An 18,022-nucleotide genomic window follows, 5' to 3' on the forward strand; every position below is an offset into this window, starting at 1 on the left:
CGGGCATCTGAAACAACAGGTGGCGCGAACAGCCCGACGGCGAATCGCATTGATCAGAAAGACGTCAAAGCCCGCATGTGGTGCGGGGTAAGCATGGGCGCAGAGGGCCCGAACGGAAAAGGAAGAAAGCTATGTCCAGCATTCTAACAAACAATGGCGCAATGGTGGCGTTGCAAACCCTGAAATCGGTCAACAAGAATCTGGAGATGACCCAGAACGCGATCTCGACCGGTAAGGACGTTGCAACTGCCAAGGACAACTCGGCCGTCTGGGCAATCTCCAAAGTCATGGAGTCGGACGTCAAGGGCTTCAACGCGATCAAAGACAGCCTGGCGCTGGGTGAATCGACCGTTGCGGTGGCGCGGAACGCGTCGGAAACCGTGACCGATCTGTTGACGCAGATGAAAGAGAAAATCGTCGCCGCGCAGGAGGACAACGTTGACCGCGGCAAGATCAACGATGATGTGACCGCTCTGCGGGATCAGATTGCGTCGGTTGTTGGTGCGGCACAGTTCAACGGGCTAAACCTTGTGGACGGCTCGGCCGGTACTGCTTCGATCTTGTCCTCACTTGATCGGGATAGCACTGGTGCAGTGAATTCGTCGTCGATTTCGGTCGCAAGTCAGGACCTGTCCATTGGCGGTTATACTGCCAAAGGCGTACTTGCAGGTTCGGGAGGCGCGACCACCGACAATGATGTTGCAGGCTTTACCATGGATAAAGCCGGCGGGTCAGGTGACATTGTGATCGACAGCTCGACTGACAACTTTGAAGTCGGTGATAGTGTCTCGATCCGAGTCGGTGATCAGGATGTTTCGTACACCATTCAAGCCAGCGATCTGGATCCCTCTGGAACCTATGACGATGCCTATACAGATGCTCTTGTTGCTGTTGGCCTCAAGAACCAGGTTGATGCGCTGGGCATCACAGGTGTTGCAGTCGACTATGACTCGGGATCGCCGAATACCCTGTCCTTTACTACAGGTACGGCAACGGCTGGTGCGGATGCGGATCAGGACATTACCGTGTCGGCTCAATTCACTAATGCTGGTTCCGGTGGGCTTGGCGCACTCAGCTCGATTGACGTTTCGACAGATGCAGGCGCGGCAGCCGCGCTGGGCACCATCGAAACACTGATCGACACGTCGATTGATGCAGCGGCAGCCTTTGGTTCGGCGCAGGGCCGTATCGAAACACAGCAGGATTTCGTTTCCAAACTGACCGACTCGTTCAAGTCCGGCATCGGTTCGATGGTTGACACCGATATGGAAGAGACCTCGGCCCGTCTGCAAGCTCTTCAGGTTCAGCAGCAGCTGGCCACTCAATCGCTGTCGATTGCCAATCAAGCGCCGCAGTCGATCCTGTCGCTGTTCCGTTAATTTTCGGAACCTGGTCGGGGCGCCCAGACGCGCCCCGACCCTGACCGCCAAAAGACGGCCTATTGGAAGGACTTCAAGTGACACCGCAAACTCTTGCACAACGTGCCTACGCGCAGACCGCCGCCCCGACCCGTACCCCGCGCGATACCGAGTACGAGGCGATTTCGAAGATCACGCATCGGCTCAAAGTTGCGGCGGCCCGACGCAAAACCGATTTCGGAGGGTTCGTTCACGCGCTGCACGAAAATCGTCGCTTGTGGACCGTTCTGGCAACTGGCGTGTCCGACTCGGACAACGCGCTGCCCAATGAATTGCGTGCGCGAATCTTCTATCTGGCAGAATTCACCGAGCAACACAGCAGTCAGGTTCTGGGCAATAAGGCGACCGTTGAGCCGCTGCTTGAGATTAATATGGCCATCCTGCGCGGCCTGCGTCAGATGGGTGCTACCTGATGGGAGGGCTGGTTCTGAAACTGGCACCGAAAGAGAGGGTGCTGATAAACGGCGTGGTTGTCGAAAACGGAGATCGCCGCAGCCGCTTTTCAATCATGACGCCGGACGCAAATGTCCTGCGCCTGCGCGATGCCATTCATCCGGATGAGGTGACTACCCCGGTGCGGCGGGTGTGTTATGCCGCCCAGCTTGTCTTGTCCGGCGATATGGAGCCTGAGCGGGCGCGGCAACAGCTTTTGCGGCGGGTTGAAGAGTTGAGCCAGGTCTTTACCGATGCCGACAGTCGTCGTGTACTGTCCAAAGCTACTGAGGCTTTATTGGCCGAACAGTATTACAAATGCCTGAAATCCCTGCGGGCACTGTTGCCGCGTGAAGAACGGTTGATGGCGTATCAGCAATGACATTCCGGCCTGTCATCCCCTCTGATGGTATTGTCGGCTGGCGTCTTTTGCAGCGTACCTATGATACGCAGCTCGAAAGCTTTTCGGCCTCGCCAGTCAATGAACGAGAGACAAAGTACTTTCTGGACAATATCGGCAAGGTTCAGACGGCTGAGGAATTGGTTTCGGATAGGCGGTTGCTGCAAGTGGCGCTGGGCGCTTTCGGGCTAGAGGATGACATCAACAATCGCTATTTCATCCAGAAAATTCTGTCCGATGGGACAAGCGCCGAGGATGCATTGTCCAACCGTCTGGCCGATAAGCGGTATCGGGAGTTTTCCGAAGCCTTCGGCCTGGGTCCGGGCGAAGTGCGCAGAACGGGTTTGACCACCTTTATGGAAGCAATTGCGCAGGACAATGTCGTGTCTCGGTTCGAAATCGCTGTGGGTGAGAGCGATGAGACGATGCGCATATCGCTTTATACGCAACATACCTTGGCGGATCTGGCCGCGCAGGACAGCAGTTCGGACACAAAGTGGTTCGACCTGATGGGGCAACCGCCGCTGCGAAGCATGATGGAGACGGCGCTGGGGCTGCCATCAAGTTTCGCGCAGTTGGACATCGACAGGCAGCTTGAGGTATTCAAGGATAGATTGTCGGGCCTGACTGGATCAGACGATCTGGCCCAATTTACCGACGAGGCGTCGGTGGCCCGGCTGACAGACCAATATCTTGCACGCAGCCAGATTGCACAGCTGCAAAACACGATTTCCCCTGCTCAAACGGCGCTGATTTTGCTGGGGGCGTAACCTAGGTGCGACACAGGTAACTATTAGAAAACTCAGGCGTTCAACACGGCATCCGCCGATGTTCTGAGTGCAAATGAGGTCACTGGCTGGGACACATTGTGCAGCTTGACCTCGCCCAATGACAAAGCATCCGCGCATGCAGGCTGAATATCGGCCGAGACGACAATGCGCTGACCGATCGTTTTGCTGTATTCCCCCAGCCGGGCCGCGACATTTGCGGCCTGTCCGATGACGGTGAAATCCAGCCGTTCGCGCGATCCGACATTGCCATATGTGACCCGACCGTAGGCAACCCCGATCGAGCAATCACAATGAACGTCAGAGCCAGACTGGCGCAACTCACCAAGTTTTTCGACAATTTCAACGGCTGAGCGTTGCGCGTTTCGGCGCGCGACCATGGAATCTTCACCCTCGGGAAAGACTGCCAGAACAGCGTCGCCGATGAACTTCAATACTTCGCCGCCATTGTCATGCACGATATCGGACACGGTTTCGAAAAAGTCGTTCAGCACGTTGATATAGGCGGTACGGCCAAGCTGCTCTTCCAGGCTGGTCGAATTGCGCAAGTCGCAGAACATAATGGCCGCATCAATCTCATCCCCGTCGCCGCGCCGGATTTCACCGCCCAGCACCCGCGCGCCCGAGCGTTTGCCGACATAAGTCTCAAGCAACACCTGTGCGTTCTCGCGCTGCATGAAAACTTCGTAAAAGCGGGCAATGACAGATGAGCACTCGAACACCAGCCCGAGGTTTTCTGTTGTAAACCCGTCAGGATGATCGCAGGTCAGGGTCAGGACATTTGTCCGCCCGTCCGAGAACGGCAATGGCATGGCGACGTAGTCGGTGGCACCCTTGGCCCGCAGGTCCTCCATAATCGGGAAGCTGTTTTGGGGGTTTTCGTCGTTCAACCGCTGGCGCACACCGCCCAGCCCGTTCGAGACGTGACGCAGGGGGCTGTTGATATAGGCCGGGTGATCGTGGATTTCATACGTGGGCACGTTGGTCGAAATCTCGGCCTCACCTTTTTCCCAGATATAATGCTTGCCCGCGATCAGCGGATGCAGAGACCAGGCCAGAATGCTGAGCCGTTGAATGGCGATGCCGTGTTCCAACATTTTTTCGGCCAATGCCTTGGTGAAGGCTTCCGGCGTGCTGAGGTTGGATGCACCACGCATCAGCCAATCAATCAGAGGGCCGCTTATATTGCCATCCTCGGTATCTCGCAGTTGGTTTTCGCCCAAGTCGACCCGTGTATAGGCCGAGGGCATAAACCCGACATAGCCCTGAATGGCGGCGCTTTCAGGCAGTGCTTCTTCATAGGCCCAGACCGAGTTGGTCAGCCGTTGCCCATTCAGAATGACATCGTGATAGGTCGCCGTTCCCTTGAATGGGCAAAACGTCTGCAACTCGGTTTCTGCACCAAGATCGACACAGACATCTGCGCGCGGGACGTAAATTGTGGCCGGCAGCCGCGTTTCATACATGACTTTCGCGTCGGTGCTTTCGGCCAACAGGGTGTCATCCCGATAGATCGCGATCCGACCTTTCAGCGATTCGACCGATATCCCATAGCCTTTGGTCGGCGGTGTGGTATGGACGTTCATCATCAGTTTCCCTGACCCGCTTGGTAATAGGATGGGCCTTTGGGGCAAGCATTCCAAGGGGGATAACTGGCATTTTATCACACATACCTTGTGCGATGCGGCAAAGTCAGACCATCTGAATCACATCTTTTTCGATCGACAGCATATAGCCTTTTTTGGCGATATTCTTGACCAGCAACTCACTGACCATCTGATTGCCCAAGGCATCGCGCAGCCGTTTGATCCGTGTGGCACCTGCGGCCTCGTCACAATCGGCGGTGTCTTTGCCCGAAATCATCGACTCGATCTGGACGCCGGACAGGACCTCGTCGTCCAGCCGGGATTCGGCCAGCACCGACAAGGTCTCCATTGCCGCGGGGGTCAGTTTGAAATCCATGTTGTTCAGATAGACGGTATTTTCCTCGCGGCTGATCAACAGCGAGGTGACCTGAATGCCGGTGCGTTCGATCTGTGCCATTCGCCGGTTCAACAACACCAGCATTACCAGAAACACCAGCGCCGTTACCAACATAGCAGTGGCAAAAACCAGCAACACGAAAATCACCATTCGGTAGCTGGACAGTGTATCGGCAAAAGCGGTGCCCGATTGCGCCAATATCTCAAGCAAGCGGATTTCAGTTTGCGAGGTTAGATCGCTTTCGATGAACAATCGTTCGACCCGGGCGTTGAATGCGTTCGCATCGGGCAGGGTCCAGAATAAAAAGATGGCCGCTGTTACCAGAATCACCACGATCGCCGCGATGCCCGCGCCGACCAGTCTGACACCGGATCGGCGGGCCTCAGTAACGGAGATAGAATTTTCCGGCATTGGCCTTCCTTTTATCCAACCCTTCCGGCCCGAACACGGACATGACGTTCAGCAGGGTCCAGCCCGACCCCTTGAGGCGCTGGGCGACTTCTTTTTTAGCCTGCCCTTTGCCGCAAGCCGATACCTGCATGACGCCGTAGTGCAGGCGCAATGGATTGTCCTGCTTGGCCTTGTAGTCGGCATAGCAATCGGCCGCCGAAGCGGTGGTGCCAAGCGATATCAGGGCCAACAGGGCCAGAGAAGAGAGGATCTGTTTCATAGGCCGCATCCTGCGCATGTGTTGGCACGATATTCAATAACCTAAGGGGTTTCGCGGGCCTGATATCGGATAACACCGGGCCGTTATTGCCTGTCTGAACGAGGCGCGGCCAGTGTCGGGTCATCAGCACACGGCCCGCCACCGGGTCACCTCAAGACTACTGAAGGACAAGCACCATGCATAAGAAATTCATTGCCCTGATCGTGGCCTCGGCAGTTGCCATCACCGGTATTTCCGCGTCTCAGGCGCGGGCCGCGGATGTCGAGGATATTCTTGGCGGGCTTGCTGCCATTGCGCTGATTGGCGCCGCTGTGAAGCATTTCGACGACAAGAGCAAAAAGAACAACGTGACGCACAACTACAATCACATATATAAGGCGCCCCAGAAACACGTACACACCCGGCCAAAGCACCGGCCACATCACGTACGCCCGCTGCCTCCGCGTGTTGCGCGTTACAGCCTGCCGCAACGATGCTTGCGCACGTTCAAAGGGTATTCGCCCAATCAACGACTGTTGGGGCAGACCTGTCTGGGCAAGCATTACAAATACAGCAATAGCCTGCCTAACCAGTGCAAGGTCAGGTTCTGGAATGGCAAAAAGGTCAAGCGGGCATACCACCCCGGTTGTCTGCGCCAGAAAGGATACCGCGTTAGTTACAAGTAACGGTTTTCGAGCAGGAGCGGCGCCACAGAAGCGCTGTGCGGGAGAGGGCGGCGCAAGCTGCTCTCTCCTTTTTTCTTGCGGTGGGTGGCAAAACGCGGTTTTCCGGGGGTATGACGACTCCGGATTATGAAATTGAGAATGCCGCAGCGGCGCGTGGATTTCTGCGGATCGCAGGTGTCGACGAGGTTGGGCGCGGACCGCTGGCCGGACCGGTGGTTGCCGCAGCCGTGGTTCTGAACCCCAGTGATATTCCTGACGGGCTGAACGATTCCAAAAAGCTGAAGGCGAAACGGCGCGCCGCGTTAGAGGCAGCCCTGCGTGAGAAGGCCGAGATCGCAATTGCCGAGGCGTCAGTGGCCGAGATTGACGAACACAATATCTTGCGGGCCTCACATCTGGCGATGGAGCGCGCGGTGGCAGCGCTGGACCCGCCGCCTGATTACCTGCTGATCGATGGGAATATGATTCCACGAGGCCTGACGATCCCCGCGAGGGCGGTGGTCAAAGGCGATGCGCATTCTGTGTCGATTGCGGCGGCTTCGATCGTCGCCAAAAACTGGCGCGATCAACTGATGGTGGATTTGGCGCAACAGCATCCGGGCTACGGATGGGAGACAAACGCCGGTTATCCGTCGAAACAACACAAGGACGCGCTGCAAAATCTTGGTGTGACCCCACACCATAGACGTTCCTTCAAGCCGGTACACAATATCTTGTATCAAGAGTAAATCGTAAGCCGCTGATTCAAAAAAGAAATTGACGGCGAATCGACTTTGACTCATCCTTGTCTCAACCAAATGAGCGCAAAAGCGCCGTGGATACTTGAGGCAGTACAAATGACAACAACCACTAAAAAGGGCGCAAAAGCGCTCCCTTTAAACACGATTCTATCCGGGGACTGCATCGATGTGATGAACAGTCTGCCCGAGGCATCGGTGGACCTGATTTTCGCGGATCCGCCCTATAATCTGCAGTTGAAGGGTCAATTGCACCGCCCCGATAACAGCCAGGTAGATGCGGTTGACGATCATTGGGATCAATTCTCCAGCTTTGCCGTTTATGACCAATTCACCCGCGAATGGCTGAAGGCAGCGCGTCGTCTGCTTAAGCCAAATGGCGCGATCTGGGTGATTGGATCTTACCACAATATCTTCCGTGTGGGTTCGGCCCTGCAGGACGCGGGCTATTGGATTTTAAACGACGTCGTGTGGCGCAAATCCAATCCGATGCCGAACTTCCGCGGCAAACGCTTTACCAACGCGCATGAGACGATGATCTGGGCGTCGAAACGCGAAGGGGCGAAATACACGTTCAACTATGAAGCCCTAAAGGCGCTGAACGAGGGCGTTCAGATGCGCAGTGACTGGGTACTGCCGATCTGCACCGGGCACGAGCGCCTGAAGGATGAAAACGGCGACAAGGCGCATCCGACGCAGAAACCGGAATCGCTGTTGCACCGTGTGCTGATCGGCTCGACCAATCCGGGCGATGTGATCCTTGATCCGTTCTTCGGTACCGGAACCACAGGTGCAGTTGCCAAGATGCTGGGCCGCGAATTCATCGGCATCGAGCGCGAGGAAAGCTATCGCAAGGTCGCTGAAAAGCGCATCTCGAAGGTCCGTAAGTTCGACCGTGAGGCGCTGGAGGTCAGCGCCAGCAAACGTGCCGAGCCGCGCGTGCCCTTCGGCCAACTGGTTGAACGTGGGATGCTGCGCCCGGGTGAAGAACTGTATTCCATGAACCAGCGCCACAAGGCCAAGGTTCGTGCCGACGGCACGCTGGTGGGCAACAACGTCAAGGGCTCGATCCACCAAGTGGGGGCGCAGTTGGAAAACGCGCCGTCCTGTAACGGCTGGACCTACTGGTGCTTCAAACGCGACGGCAAAACGGTGCCGATTGACGTGTTGCGTCAGCAGATCCGGGCCGAGATGAACTGATTTTACCAACACCGCCGGTGCCTGTGGCCTGACACAAGGCACTAAGCCTTGCCCCGCCGATCTCGGCGGGGTCTTTTGTTTTTCAACATCTGGTTTCGAAACGGGCCTTCTGTATTCTGCGGTGCAGTGAAGGAGCTTGTGCAATGTCGGATACCACAGCCAGCGAGTCCCGCTTTGACCGGTTCTTTGTGACCCGCCCGGACAATTTCGATCTGGAAAACAAATATACCGAAGCCGCGATGGAACGACACAAGCGCGAGGGGCTTGAACTTGCGGTCCGCGCTCGCTGGATCGCGATGGCGCTGACTGGTGTGCTGCTGATCTACCTGAATCCGCAATGGGAAGTGCTGTGGTATCACTTCATCTTGCTGCTGATCTGCGCCAACGGCTGGTTTATCCGGCGGGCGGGCCGTGTGGGGCAATCGCGGACCGAGCTGCTTTTGATCTTTGTGGACCTGCTGATCATGACACTGGGGATGATTGTGCCCAACCCGTTCAGCGACGATGTCCGACCGTTGGCGATGCAGTACCGGTTCGACAATTTCCAGTATTTCTTCATCATTCTGGCGGCCGGTACGTTGGCCTATTCCTGGCGCACGGTGATTGCGATCGGATCATGGACGGCAGGGGTCTGGACGGCTGGATGGATCATCGCCTGGTGGGTCGCAACCCCGATGCCCGGTCTCAGCGAGCGTGTGGCTGAGGCATTGGCTGGCTATCCCGATGTGGCAGAATTGCTGGACCCCAACAGCTTTATGCAAGCGCAGCGTATTCAACAGGTGATCGTGTTCATGATGGTGGCGGTGACATTGGGCGTGTCGATGCGGCGGCTCAATCGGTTGCTGATGTCGAATGCGGGGTTGGAGCGCGAAAGGGCAAACCTGTCGCGGTATTTCTCACCGAACGTGGTGGATGAGCTGAGCCAGAATGATGAGCCGCTGAAGCAGGTGCGCAAAGAGCAAATTGCCGTCCTGTTCATCGATATCGTCGGATTCACCAGATATGCCGCCGGGCGCGACCCTTACGAAGTGATCGAGGTTCTGCGCGGCTTTCACGCCCGGATGGAGGCCGAAGTGTTCCGCCATCACGGAACGCTGGACAAATACCTTGGTGACGGGTTGATGGCCACGTTTGGGACGCCGGTGCCGACACCGCAGGATGCGAGTAATGCAGTGGCTTGCGCGCGCGGGATGATCGATGTGATTGATCGTTGGAACGTGGAACGCCGCCGTACGGGCGAGCCTGAGATACGTGTGGGGATCGGGGTCCATTTCGGCGCGGTCGTTCTGGGGGATATCGGCGCCAACCGTTTGGAATTTGCGGTGATAGGGGATGCGGTGAATGTGGCCGCGAAGCTTGAGGCGCGGACCCGCGAATTTCAGGCAAAAGTCATCATGAGCGACGCAGTTCGGAGCCGTTTGGAGGAAGAAGGCCGCAACGTATCCGAACTGATGGCGGGGTTTGCGAAACACGAAAACCGTGCGGTCCGGGGGGTGGAGGCCCCGATGGATGTATGGGTGATGACCGGGTGAGGGCTCCCGCCGATCAACCATGCATCGAAGATGCAAGGCGGATCGTTGGGCCGGGCAGCACGCTGACGCGTGCTGCGGTCAGGCACGTGGCAGCGGGTTTTGCAATTTGTTATAGGGCGTCCAGTCCGTAACTTCGGGATAATATTGGCGCCGCCAAGCGCGGACGCGCGGGTTCATGATGCGACGCCACAGCGGTGGGATCATCGCGGCGACCGTCATCACCGGATAGCCGTAGGGCAATTGCGGGGCGGCGTCCTCGGGGTGGTGTTGCAACAGTGGAAAGCGGCGGTTGGGTTTATAGTGGTGGTCCGAGTGGCGCTGCAAATTGATAAGCAGCCAGTTCGACGCTTTTTGTGACGCATTCCATGAGTGGCGTGGTTGGACATGCTCATACTTGCCTGCGCCCAGATGTTTGCGTGTCAGGCCATAATGTTCGACGTAATTAACCAATTCTAGCTGCCAGATGGCGACGCCCGCTTGGATCAGGAACAGTGCGAGCCCCGAGAGACCTCCCATCACGAAGGCCAATACCAGCATTGCACCTTGTAATGCCCAGTAGCGCCAGAACGGGTTGGAGAGGTCACTCCACGGGCGGTCTTTACGGGCCAGTTTTTCGCGTTCAGCCCGCAAGGCCGAGAACAGGCATTGTTTCAGCACCCGCGGATAAAACCGATGAAACCCCTCGTTATAGCGTGCAGTCACCGGGTCGCGGGGCGTGCCGACATAGCGGTGATGCACCAGCAGATGTTCAGAGCGGAAATGTGAATACAGCACCATCGCCAGAAGGATATCGCCCAACCAGCGTTCGACTCGGCCTTTTTGGTGCATCAACTCGTGGCTGTAGTTGATGCCGATCGTGCCCGAGATTACTCCCATGCCGAAGAACAGCCCAACCTTAGCCAAGGTTGACAGGTGGTCGGTATGCGTGGCGTACCAGATCAGCCCGTAAAGGGTCAGGAATTGCACCGGAACCCAGGCTTTTGTCAGCAGGATGTACCAGTGCAACACCGAGTCGGGGGTATCGGGGCTGGCATTGGTCAGATCCAGTCCGGTGAGCCGGTCGAGCAACGCAAAGGCCCACCATGTGGAAAGTGGCACCAGCAAGACCCACCAACCGCCGGCCATTGCGGTGAACCAGATCAGCGGGATCAGCAGGAATGAGATCCAGAACGGCAGGGCCGATTGCCAATGGGGTAAGGTTTCTGTTGCGGTCATTGGGTGGCTCCGGATGACTACGCGCACATTAGCCACAGTCCGGCAGGACAGACAATGGGTTACCGGTTGCGCCAGAGGTCATATGCTTTGCGCATCACGGTCGGCAGGTCGCTGGGGCGGAAAGTGTGTTTTTCCAAAACGATCAGATCATCGAGGGTCGTTTCCGTCGGCAACGTAGCTGTCCAGACACATAGGATCAGGTGAAAATGGGTGAAGGTGTGGCGCACCTCACCTGCTAAAGCTTGCCAGTCAGCGGAAAAGGGAGGGGAGTCTGCTGGCGCATCTGACCAAACTGACCCCGGCCAGCCCAGCATGCCGCCCAGCAACCCTTTGTCGGGGCGCCGCTCCAGCAGCAGGGCTCCATCCGTACGCTGAGCGATATAGACATGGCCATACCGCGTGGGTTTCGGCTTTTTCGGTGTCTTTCGCGGCAGGTCGGGCTGGGTTCCGGCCGCACGAGCCTGACAAGGGTTGCGCAGGGGGCAGATGCCACAGGCCGGAGATTTCGGGGTACAGATCGTGGCCCCCAGATCCATCACGGCCTGTACATAATCTCCGGGTCGCAGGTCGGGCGTTAGCGCAGCGGCTTTTTCTTTCAACAGGGGTTTCGAGCCTGGCAGAGGGTCGTGAATGTCATACAGACGCGCCATGACCCGCTCGACATTGCCATCCAGAACAGTCTCGGGCTGGTCAAAAGCGATGGCCGAGATAGCGGCGGCCGTATAGGGGCCGATGCCGGGCAGTTTCAGCAGGGCGTCATAGGTATCAGGAAAAACGCCGCCATGTTCATTGGCCACCGCGCGCGCGCATTTCAGCAGGTTGCGGGCACGGGCGTAATAGCCCAGCCCGGCCCATTCGCCCATGACTTGATCATCCGGTGCGGCCGCCAGTGTCTGAACCGTAGGCCAGCGCGCGGTGAATCGCGTAAAATAATCTCGGACAGCGGCCACAGTGGTCTGTTGCAACATCACTTCGGACAACCAGACCCGGTAGGGGTCGGGTATCATGCCCGCCGCCCGGTCGGCTGGTCTAACACGCCACGGCATCGTGCGAGCGTGGCGGTCGTACCAGGCCAGTAACGCACCGCTCAGGTCATATTGAATAGTGTCACGCAAGTTTTATCTATCTCTCTGTCGGGTTTCGCTGGCGTCCGATATCATGCCCTTTACAATAGCGGCGCAGGAGTTGGAAACCAGATGCAGCGCAGACGTTCTTCGACCCGCGGGTTCAAACGCACCGCGACATTGCTGAACGGCCAGATCAGGCGCGCCGGGGAAAGCCGGGGCTTTGCCGTTTCGCGTCTGCTGACCCATTGGGCCGAGATCGTGGGCCAGGATATGGCCGCCATCGCGCGACCGGTGAATGTGGGCTATGGCAAGGGCGGGATCGGCGCGACGCTGACGGTGCTGACCACTGGCCCGCAGGCTCCGATGCTTGAAATGCAAAAGGAACAGCTGCGCGGCAAGGTGAATGCTGTTTATGGCTATAACGCCATCAGCCGGGTGCGTATCACCCAGACCGCGCCGACAGGATTTGCCGAGGGGCAGGCTAGCTTCGATCACAAACCGAAAGCGGCGAAACCCAAAATCGATCCCGAAATCGTGGCCGAGGCGGACCGGACCGCGCGCGACGTCAATGACGGTGATCTGCGCGCGGCCCTTGAACGTCTGGGCCGCAACGTATTATCCAAGCAAAAACGCTAAGAAAGGGCTGAGAAATGAGCCGTATTGCAACCGGAATCTGCGCGGCCGTCGCTATTGCCGCTGGCGGCTATTGGCTGTCGAATTCCTCTACTTCATATCCGATGATTGGCAGTGCCGAGGCGCAAGAGGCCGATATTGACACCTCGACCATCGTCGAGATGGTGCAGGGGGCCGAAGATGCGCCGGTCGAGATCATCGAATATGCATCCTATACCTGCCCGCATTGCGCCAACTTCCATACGGGGGCGTATAAGCAGCTGAAGAAGGATTTCATCGACACCGGCAAGGTAAAGTTCATCTATCGCGAGGTCTATTTCGACAAATATGGCCTGTGGGCTTCGATGGTCGCGCGTTGTGACGGCCCCGATAAGTTCTTTGGCATTTCCGACCTGATCTATGAAGGTCAGTCCGAATGGACCCGCGCAGGTGGTCCAGCTGAAATCGTGGACGAGTTGCGCAAGATCGGGCGTCTGGCTGGTATTGACAATGACCAGCTTGAATCCTGCCTGCAGGACGGCACCCGCGCGCAGACACTGGTGGCCTGGTATCAGGAAAACGCCGAACGTGACGGTGTTCAATCCACGCCTTCGTTCGTTGTAAATGGCAAGAAGGTCGACAACCAATCTTATGCCGATTTCAAGAAGCTGATCGAAGAAGAACTGGGCAGCTGATTGCCTGTTGCGACCGGTTCTGCATGGACCGGTCGCACTTTACGGCGACGGGGCGATTTGCAGCAGCATCTGCCGCACCTTGTCGGCCTCATTCACTTTCAAACGCACGGGCAGTGTGATGACCTTGCTGCGAAACGCCGGTGGCAGGCGCACGGCGTCTTTTTCCGTTGTCACCATTTGCGCGCCCAGCAGGCGGGCCTCGTTCTCTAACCGGGTCATAAGGGCAGGGGTCAGCGGTTGGTGATCGTCCAGTGCCTCGGCCCGCAAGAGTGTCGCGCCCTGTTGGCGCAAGGTGGCAAAGAACTTTTCAGGATGGCCTATCCCTGCAAAGGCCAGAACCGGCGTATCTGCCCAATCCATACCGGTTTGCAGGGGCTCAACCGCGCCGGTGGCGTGGGGCACGGTCAGCTTCGCCCCCCAGCGATCGGCAAATTGGGTTTGCGCGTCGGTATCACCCAGCGACAGTACCAGATCGGCGCGCTGCAATCCGGTATCGACAGGTTCCCGCAATGGTCCGGCAGGTAGGCATAACCCATTTCCGAACCCACGCGCCGCATCGACCACGATGACCGAGAAATCCTTGGCGACCGAGGGGTTCTGAAACCCGTCGTCCAGCAGGATCACACTGGCCCCGGCTTCGGCCGCCGCGCGCGCGCCGGCGGCACGGTCCTTGGCCACCCAGACCTCGGCAAAGGCGGCCAGCAACAGGGGTTCATCCCCGACTTGCGCGGCGGTGTGTTTGGATGGGTCAACCTGCACGGGCCCTTCTAACGAACCTCCATGGCCACGCGTCACCACATGCGTTTCGTGCCAGGCGTCGCGTAATTGCTCGATCATCCAGATCACGGTTGGGGTCTTGCCGGTGCCACCCGCGTTCAAGTTGCCGATGCAGATGACCGGAACGCCGGGTTTAACCCCCGGTTTGGACGCAACCCGCCGGGCGGTTGCGGCGGCGTAGATTCGGCCAAGCGGTGCCAGTAGTCTGGCACGCACATCCAGCCGGTTGGGGGCGGTGTTCCAGAAATCAGGTGCTCGCATCAATCCGCACTCCGCTGATCCAGGCAATCCTGCACCATATCGATCAGTTGATCCGCTTGTGGTGCGCCTTCGGATACGATCTGCCACCCGGCCAACGCCATATCTGCAGCTCGGTCAGGCGATAGCAGCTCGACCACGGCGTCGCCCAGTTCGGTTGCGGATCTGACCATGCGGGCAGCCCCGGCCCGATCCAGTTGATCGTACATCTGGTGATGACGATGCACAAACGGGCCGTGGATGACGGACGACCCAAGGGCAACGGCAACAAGTGGATCGCGCCCACCCGCGTCGCGCTCTAGCGAACTGCCCATGAATGTGACTGGCGAGACCCGGTGCCACAGGCCCAGATCTTCGAAGTGGGCGGACAGGATAACTTGCGTGTTGTCTTCGATCTGACCGCTGGTGTCCCAATTGGTACAACGCAGATCCATAGTCTCAAGGCGGTTTTGCAGTGGTTCTGCCTCGGCGGTGTCTGCCACATGCAGCACCAGTGTCAGCCGGGGCAACATCCGCAATGCCTGGCGATGGGCACTGAGGATCGAGATGAACTCTTTGTCCCGCACACATGCTGCCAACCAGACCGGACGCCCCGCCAGTGCGTGATTGGTTTCGATCAGTTCATCCTCGGGCCAGGGCTGCGGGTTCGGGCTGACATACAATGGTGGAGAGTCGGTGACTTTGCCCGACGTGATGCCAAGGCGACGGATTGTCCGGGTGGTTTCCGAATTCGTGGTCAGGATGGTTTTGAAACAGTCTAAAGTAAAACGGGTGATGTCCGGCAGCCACCGGGCGCCGCGCGCGATCTTTATATCGACCCGCGCTTCGATCAGGATCAGGGGAATACCGCGCTCTTCGGCGCGCGTGATAATATTGGGCATCAGCCCGCCCCCGACCCACAAGCCGATTTCGGGGTGCCAATGGTCCAGAAACGCGCGTGCTGCCCCCGCTTGTTCCGAGGGCAGGTTCACCAGCGGGTAGTCTCCTTGCTCCCAAAGGCTCAGGTCGGCTTCGGCGGGCACTGTCAGCAGCACATGCAAAGTGGGTCGAACCTGCTGCAGCCTATGGCAGAAATCTACGACCGCGCGCTGGCGATCCTGCGCGTTGATATGGACCCATAGCAACTCGCCCTCAGGACGCTGGATTTCGGGTTGGCTGCTCGGGTTGGACACGCCCCAGGACAGAACCCGATAGGCTGCCAGGCTGAGGGATCGCGGTCGGCTCATGGGCGGATTCCGGTGCTGCCCGGGTCAAGCTGTGCGTGCAGGGTGTCATGAATGGGCGTGCCGGCCGCGATCACGCCGTTCAGGCGCGGATGGGCGTTGTTGAACCGCAAGGGTTGCGCCAACCGGTCGGAACAGCGGCCGCCAGCCTCGCGGATAAGCAGGTCGCCCGCGGCGATATCCCATTCCCAACTGGGCCGCAGCGTCAGCATCCCGTCGAAACGCCCTTGTCCGACCAGCGCCATTCGATAGGCCAGTGACGGGCGATAGACCCGTTCAAAGTCAGGCACCTGACCCTGCCGCCAATGGTGTGGCTTCATATTGGGTTTGGCCGCCAATATTTGCGCCGTGTCCAGCGTCGTGACGCCCGAGACGTGGATCGCCGCCCCATTCAGAAACGCGCCTTGTCCTTTGGCCGCAGTATACAGCAGATCGCGCAGGGGCAGGTAAATTACAGCCGCAATCACTTCGCCCTGTTCTGCAATGGCCAGTGAGTGTGCCCAGGTGCGCGATCCTTCGGCAAAGCTGCGGGTGCCGTCGATCGGATCGATGATGAACACCCGGTCCTTCGTCAGCCGGTCAGTGGAATCCTCGGTTTCTTCGCTCAGCCAGCCATAGCATGGCCGGGCGGCGGGCAGGCGCTGTTCCAGCATGGCGTTGACGGCCAGATCGGCCTCGGTCACCGGTCCGGCGCCGTCGGGTTTATCCCAGCGCTGCGCCGTTGTGCCCGAGTATCGGGTGGCGATCTTTCCGGCCTCTAATGCGGCGTCGATCAAAAGTTGCAGGTCAGCTGCCGGCAAGTGTCATTCCTTCGATCAGCACCGACGGAACCACCCGCGACAGATACGGGCGCGCGTCGTTTGCCGGGATGATCCGTTTCAACATATCGCGCAGGTTGCCCGCGATGGTGCATTCGTTGACCGGATGCGTGATCTCTCCGTTCTCGACCCAGAACCCTGATGCACCGCGTGAATAGTCACCCGTGTTTGGGTTGATGGTCGAGCCGATCATAGATGTCACCAGCAGCCCGGTGCCCATGTCACGCAGCAGGTCCTGGCGGCTGTGTGTGCCTTGGGTCAGGCTCAGGTTCCAGTTGCTGGGCGAAGGTGGCCCCGACACGCCGCGCGTGGCGTTACCGGTAGAGGTCATGTCCAGCTTGCGCGCGCTGGACAGATCAAGCGTCCAGCCGGTCAGCACGCCGTTTTCGACAATGGCGCGCCGCTGCGTTGGCAGTCCTTCGGCGTCGAAGGGGCGCGAGCCCGCGATGCGTGGGCGGTGCGGGTCTTCGATCAGCGACAGGTGGTCAGGTAACACCTGTTCGCCCAGACAGTCCTTAAGCCAAGACGCGCCCCGCGCGATAGCCGCACCATTGCTGGCCCCCAGCAGGTGACCGATCAGCGAGGATGAGATGCGTTCGTCAAACAGCACCGGAAATGTGCCGGTGGCGGGTTTCTGAGCCCCGACCAGCGCCACAGCACGTTCACCTGCGGTGCGGCCAATTTCCTCGGGGCTGCGCAGGTCGCTTTGAAAGGTGCGGCTGTCGCCGTCATAGTCGCGCTCCATCCCGGTACCTTCGCCCGAGATCGCCACGCATGAGGTCGAGCGGCTGCTGCGGGCATAGCCACCGGAAAAACCGTTGGTTGCTGCCAGATGTACACGGTGCGTGCCATAAGCCGCCGCTGCATCGGATACTTGCGATACGCCGTGAACCGCCAGTGCCGTAGCTTCGGCTGCCAGCGCGTCATGCAGCAGGTCTTCGGCCGCTGGTTCCGGGGTGGGGTCGAACAATTCCAATGCGGGCAGATCCCAATCCGTGGCCAATTGCGCCGCATCGGCCAGCCCGGTGAACGGATCTTCGGGGGCTTCGCGGGCCATGGCCACAGCGCGCTCGGCCATCGCGGTCAAGGTTTCCGGGCGGCTGTCGGAGCTGGATACGATCGCCTGCCGTTGCCCCAGGAACACCCGCAGACCAAGGTCAGTACCCTCGGACCTTTCGGCATGTTCCAGCGCCCCGCTCCGCACTTCGACTGAAACCGAGGAGCCATCGATCACAATAGCATCCGCTGCGTCAGCCCCGGCATTGCGGGCCGCGTCCATTAAGGATTGGCTGATGTCTTCAGGTGTAAGGGTCATGCGGCCTCCGGTTGTATTGCATTGGACCTAGCCTTGGACCGCCCGTCCCGCAAGACCTCTGGGCAGATAGATCACAGGTCAGACCCCTTAGTTTGGCCTAATTTCAGATGGGGCAGCCGAAGGGTTTACATTTCCGTATAAACTTTCATTAGTTGGGACGCATTACAGATTTCCGGGTGACGATCACAACAGATTGAAACTTTCACCCGGGCAAGTG

Annotated in this window: 19 protein-coding genes; 10 read left to right on the top strand and 9 right to left on the bottom strand. The window is 58.6% G+C overall.

Annotated features, from left to right (window positions below):
- Positions 1-131 precede the first annotated feature (131 nt).
- The 4 genes from ACR0M2_RS10570 to ACR0M2_RS10585 all read left to right on the top strand — a co-directional run bounded on the left by ACR0M2_RS10570 (position 132) and on the right by ACR0M2_RS10585 (position 3,020).
- The gene (locus ACR0M2_RS10570; RefSeq protein WP_480705005.1) at positions 132-1,379 is read left to right on the top strand and encodes a flagellin N-terminal helical domain-containing protein; all 1,248 of its coding nucleotides are present in this window, start codon (positions 132-134) and stop codon (positions 1,377-1,379) included.
- Positions 1,380-1,456: 77 nt separating this feature from the next.
- On the top strand, positions 1,457-1,831 hold the full coding sequence (flaF, locus tag ACR0M2_RS10575) for a flagellar biosynthesis regulator FlaF (RefSeq protein WP_480705007.1): 375 nt from the start codon (positions 1,457-1,459) through the stop codon (positions 1,829-1,831).
- Entirely contained in the window at positions 1,831-2,232 is a 402-nt protein-coding gene (gene flbT, locus ACR0M2_RS10580; RefSeq protein ID WP_480705009.1) for a flagellar biosynthesis repressor FlbT, read from the top strand. Before flaF ends, flbT begins: the two co-directional genes overlap by 1 nt.
- Positions 2,229-3,020 (top strand): DUF1217 domain-containing protein, encoded by a 792-nt coding sequence (locus tag ACR0M2_RS10585; RefSeq protein ID WP_480705011.1) that lies wholly within the window; start codon positions 2,229-2,231, stop codon positions 3,018-3,020. The genes flbT and ACR0M2_RS10585 overlap by 4 nt, the downstream gene beginning before the upstream one ends.
- A gap of 32 nt (positions 3,021-3,052) precedes the next feature.
- Here ACR0M2_RS10585 and ACR0M2_RS10590 read toward each other — a convergent pair whose 3' ends face one another.
- From ACR0M2_RS10590 to ACR0M2_RS10600, 3 genes are all read right to left on the bottom strand, one after another.
- On the bottom strand, positions 3,053-4,624 hold the full coding sequence (locus tag ACR0M2_RS10590; RefSeq protein ID WP_480705013.1) for a DUF427 domain-containing protein: 1,572 nt from the start codon (positions 4,622-4,624) through the stop codon (positions 3,053-3,055).
- A 106-nt stretch (positions 4,625-4,730) separates the two neighbouring features.
- Complete coding sequence (locus ACR0M2_RS10595) at positions 4,731-5,432, bottom strand: winged helix-turn-helix domain-containing protein (RefSeq protein ID WP_170351079.1); 702 nt, start codon at positions 5,430-5,432, stop codon at positions 4,731-4,733.
- Complete coding sequence (locus tag ACR0M2_RS10600) at positions 5,404-5,691, bottom strand: hypothetical protein (protein WP_170362372.1); 288 nt, start codon at positions 5,689-5,691, stop codon at positions 5,404-5,406. The genes ACR0M2_RS10595 and ACR0M2_RS10600 overlap by 29 nt, the downstream gene beginning before the upstream one ends.
- Before the next feature lie 176 nt (positions 5,692-5,867).
- Here ACR0M2_RS10600 and ACR0M2_RS10605 point away from each other — a divergent pair, with 176 nt between their 5' ends.
- The 4 genes from ACR0M2_RS10605 to ACR0M2_RS10620 all read left to right on the top strand — a co-directional run bounded on the left by ACR0M2_RS10605 (position 5,868) and on the right by ACR0M2_RS10620 (position 9,825).
- The gene (locus tag ACR0M2_RS10605) at positions 5,868-6,356 is read left to right on the top strand and encodes a hypothetical protein (protein WP_170362371.1); all 489 of its coding nucleotides are present in this window, start codon (positions 5,868-5,870) and stop codon (positions 6,354-6,356) included.
- A 110-nt stretch (positions 6,357-6,466) separates the two neighbouring features.
- Complete coding sequence (locus tag ACR0M2_RS10610; RefSeq protein WP_170362370.1) at positions 6,467-7,084, top strand: ribonuclease HII; 618 nt, start codon at positions 6,467-6,469, stop codon at positions 7,082-7,084.
- Between the two features lie 108 nt (positions 7,085-7,192).
- Positions 7,193-8,293 carry a site-specific DNA-methyltransferase gene (locus ACR0M2_RS10615; protein ID WP_170362369.1) on the top strand — a complete coding sequence of 367 codons (1,101 nt, stop codon included), beginning with the start codon at positions 7,193-7,195 and terminating at the stop codon, positions 8,291-8,293.
- 143 nt (positions 8,294-8,436) lie between these two features.
- Entirely contained in the window at positions 8,437-9,825 is a 1,389-nt protein-coding gene (locus tag ACR0M2_RS10620; protein WP_480705015.1) for an adenylate/guanylate cyclase domain-containing protein, read from the top strand.
- 78 nt (positions 9,826-9,903) lie between these two features.
- Here ACR0M2_RS10620 and ACR0M2_RS10625 read toward each other — a convergent pair whose 3' ends face one another.
- Positions 9,904-11,040 carry an alkane 1-monooxygenase gene (locus tag ACR0M2_RS10625; protein ID WP_480638139.1) on the bottom strand — a complete coding sequence of 379 codons (1,137 nt, stop codon included), beginning with the start codon at positions 11,038-11,040 and terminating at the stop codon, positions 9,904-9,906.
- 59 nt (positions 11,041-11,099) lie between these two features.
- Positions 11,100-12,155: an A/G-specific adenine glycosylase gene (gene mutY / locus ACR0M2_RS10630; protein WP_480638138.1), complete on the bottom strand. Its 1,056-nt coding sequence runs from the start codon at positions 12,153-12,155 to the stop codon at positions 11,100-11,102.
- Positions 12,156-12,236: 81 nt separating this feature from the next.
- Here mutY and ACR0M2_RS10635 point away from each other — a divergent pair, with 81 nt between their 5' ends.
- Both ACR0M2_RS10635 and ACR0M2_RS10640 read left to right on the top strand, forming a co-directional pair.
- Entirely contained in the window at positions 12,237-12,743 is a 507-nt protein-coding gene (locus ACR0M2_RS10635) for a DUF721 domain-containing protein (RefSeq protein ID WP_170351071.1), read from the top strand.
- Positions 12,744-12,757: 14 nt separating this feature from the next.
- Positions 12,758-13,414, top strand: a complete 657-nt coding sequence (locus ACR0M2_RS10640) for a DsbA family protein (RefSeq protein ID WP_170351070.1) — start codon at positions 12,758-12,760, stop codon at positions 13,412-13,414.
- 39 nt (positions 13,415-13,453) lie between these two features.
- Here the strand turns inward: ACR0M2_RS10640 and lpxK are convergent, their stop codons facing one another.
- Genes lpxK through ACR0M2_RS10660 form a run of 4 tightly spaced genes read right to left on the bottom strand, consistent with a single transcriptional unit; the run spans position 13,454 to position 17,805 of the window.
- Complete coding sequence (lpxK, locus tag ACR0M2_RS10645) at positions 13,454-14,452, bottom strand: tetraacyldisaccharide 4'-kinase (RefSeq protein ID WP_480705017.1); 999 nt, start codon at positions 14,450-14,452, stop codon at positions 13,454-13,456.
- Positions 14,452-15,675: a 3-deoxy-D-manno-octulosonic acid transferase gene (locus ACR0M2_RS10650; RefSeq protein ID WP_480705019.1), complete on the bottom strand. Its 1,224-nt coding sequence runs from the start codon at positions 15,673-15,675 to the stop codon at positions 14,452-14,454. Before ACR0M2_RS10650 ends, lpxK begins: the two co-directional genes overlap by 1 nt.
- Positions 15,672-16,472, bottom strand: coding sequence for an inositol monophosphatase family protein (locus ACR0M2_RS10655; protein ID WP_170413906.1), 801 nt, complete (start codon positions 16,470-16,472; stop codon positions 15,672-15,674). The genes ACR0M2_RS10650 and ACR0M2_RS10655 overlap by 4 nt, the downstream gene beginning before the upstream one ends.
- The gene (locus ACR0M2_RS10660; protein WP_480705021.1) at positions 16,459-17,805 is read right to left on the bottom strand and encodes a TldD/PmbA family protein; all 1,347 of its coding nucleotides are present in this window, start codon (positions 17,803-17,805) and stop codon (positions 16,459-16,461) included. The genes ACR0M2_RS10655 and ACR0M2_RS10660 overlap by 14 nt, the downstream gene beginning before the upstream one ends.
- Between the last annotated feature and the right edge of the window lie 217 nt (positions 17,806-18,022).

The organism is Ruegeria sp. BE10 (genome assembly GCF_056538905.1).

Coding starts and splice junctions, on each gene's coding strand:
- ACR0M2_RS10660 (WP_480705021.1), bottom strand. CDS start 17,805: ATGACCCTTACACCTGAAGACATCAGCCAATCCTTAATGGACGCGGCC.
- flbT (WP_480705009.1), top strand. CDS start 1,831: ATGGGAGGGCTGGTTCTGAAACTGGCACCGAAAGAGAGGGTGCTGATA.
- ACR0M2_RS10650 (WP_480705019.1), bottom strand. CDS start 15,675: ATGAGCCGACCGCGATCCCTCAGCCTGGCAGCCTATCGGGTTCTGTCC.
- ACR0M2_RS10585 (WP_480705011.1), top strand. CDS start 2,229: ATGACATTCCGGCCTGTCATCCCCTCTGATGGTATTGTCGGCTGGCGT.
- ACR0M2_RS10615 (WP_170362369.1), top strand. CDS start 7,193: ATGACAACAACCACTAAAAAGGGCGCAAAAGCGCTCCCTTTAAACACG.
- ACR0M2_RS10590 (WP_480705013.1), bottom strand. CDS start 4,624: ATGAACGTCCATACCACACCGCCGACCAAAGGCTATGGGATATCGGTC.
- ACR0M2_RS10625 (WP_480638139.1), bottom strand. CDS start 11,040: ATGACCGCAACAGAAACCTTACCCCATTGGCAATCGGCCCTGCCGTTC.
- ACR0M2_RS10600 (WP_170362372.1), bottom strand. CDS start 5,691: ATGAAACAGATCCTCTCTTCTCTGGCCCTGTTGGCCCTGATATCGCTT.
- ACR0M2_RS10620 (WP_480705015.1), top strand. CDS start 8,437: ATGTCGGATACCACAGCCAGCGAGTCCCGCTTTGACCGGTTCTTTGTG.
- ACR0M2_RS10570 (WP_480705005.1), top strand. CDS start 132: ATGTCCAGCATTCTAACAAACAATGGCGCAATGGTGGCGTTGCAAACC.
- ACR0M2_RS10610 (WP_170362370.1), top strand. CDS start 6,467: ATGACGACTCCGGATTATGAAATTGAGAATGCCGCAGCGGCGCGTGGA.
- lpxK (WP_480705017.1), bottom strand. CDS start 14,452: ATGCGAGCACCTGATTTCTGGAACACCGCCCCCAACCGGCTGGATGTG.
- ACR0M2_RS10640 (WP_170351070.1), top strand. CDS start 12,758: ATGAGCCGTATTGCAACCGGAATCTGCGCGGCCGTCGCTATTGCCGCT.
- ACR0M2_RS10595 (WP_170351079.1), bottom strand. CDS start 5,432: ATGCCGGAAAATTCTATCTCCGTTACTGAGGCCCGCCGATCCGGTGTC.
- ACR0M2_RS10605 (WP_170362371.1), top strand. CDS start 5,868: ATGCATAAGAAATTCATTGCCCTGATCGTGGCCTCGGCAGTTGCCATC.
- ACR0M2_RS10635 (WP_170351071.1), top strand. CDS start 12,237: ATGCAGCGCAGACGTTCTTCGACCCGCGGGTTCAAACGCACCGCGACA.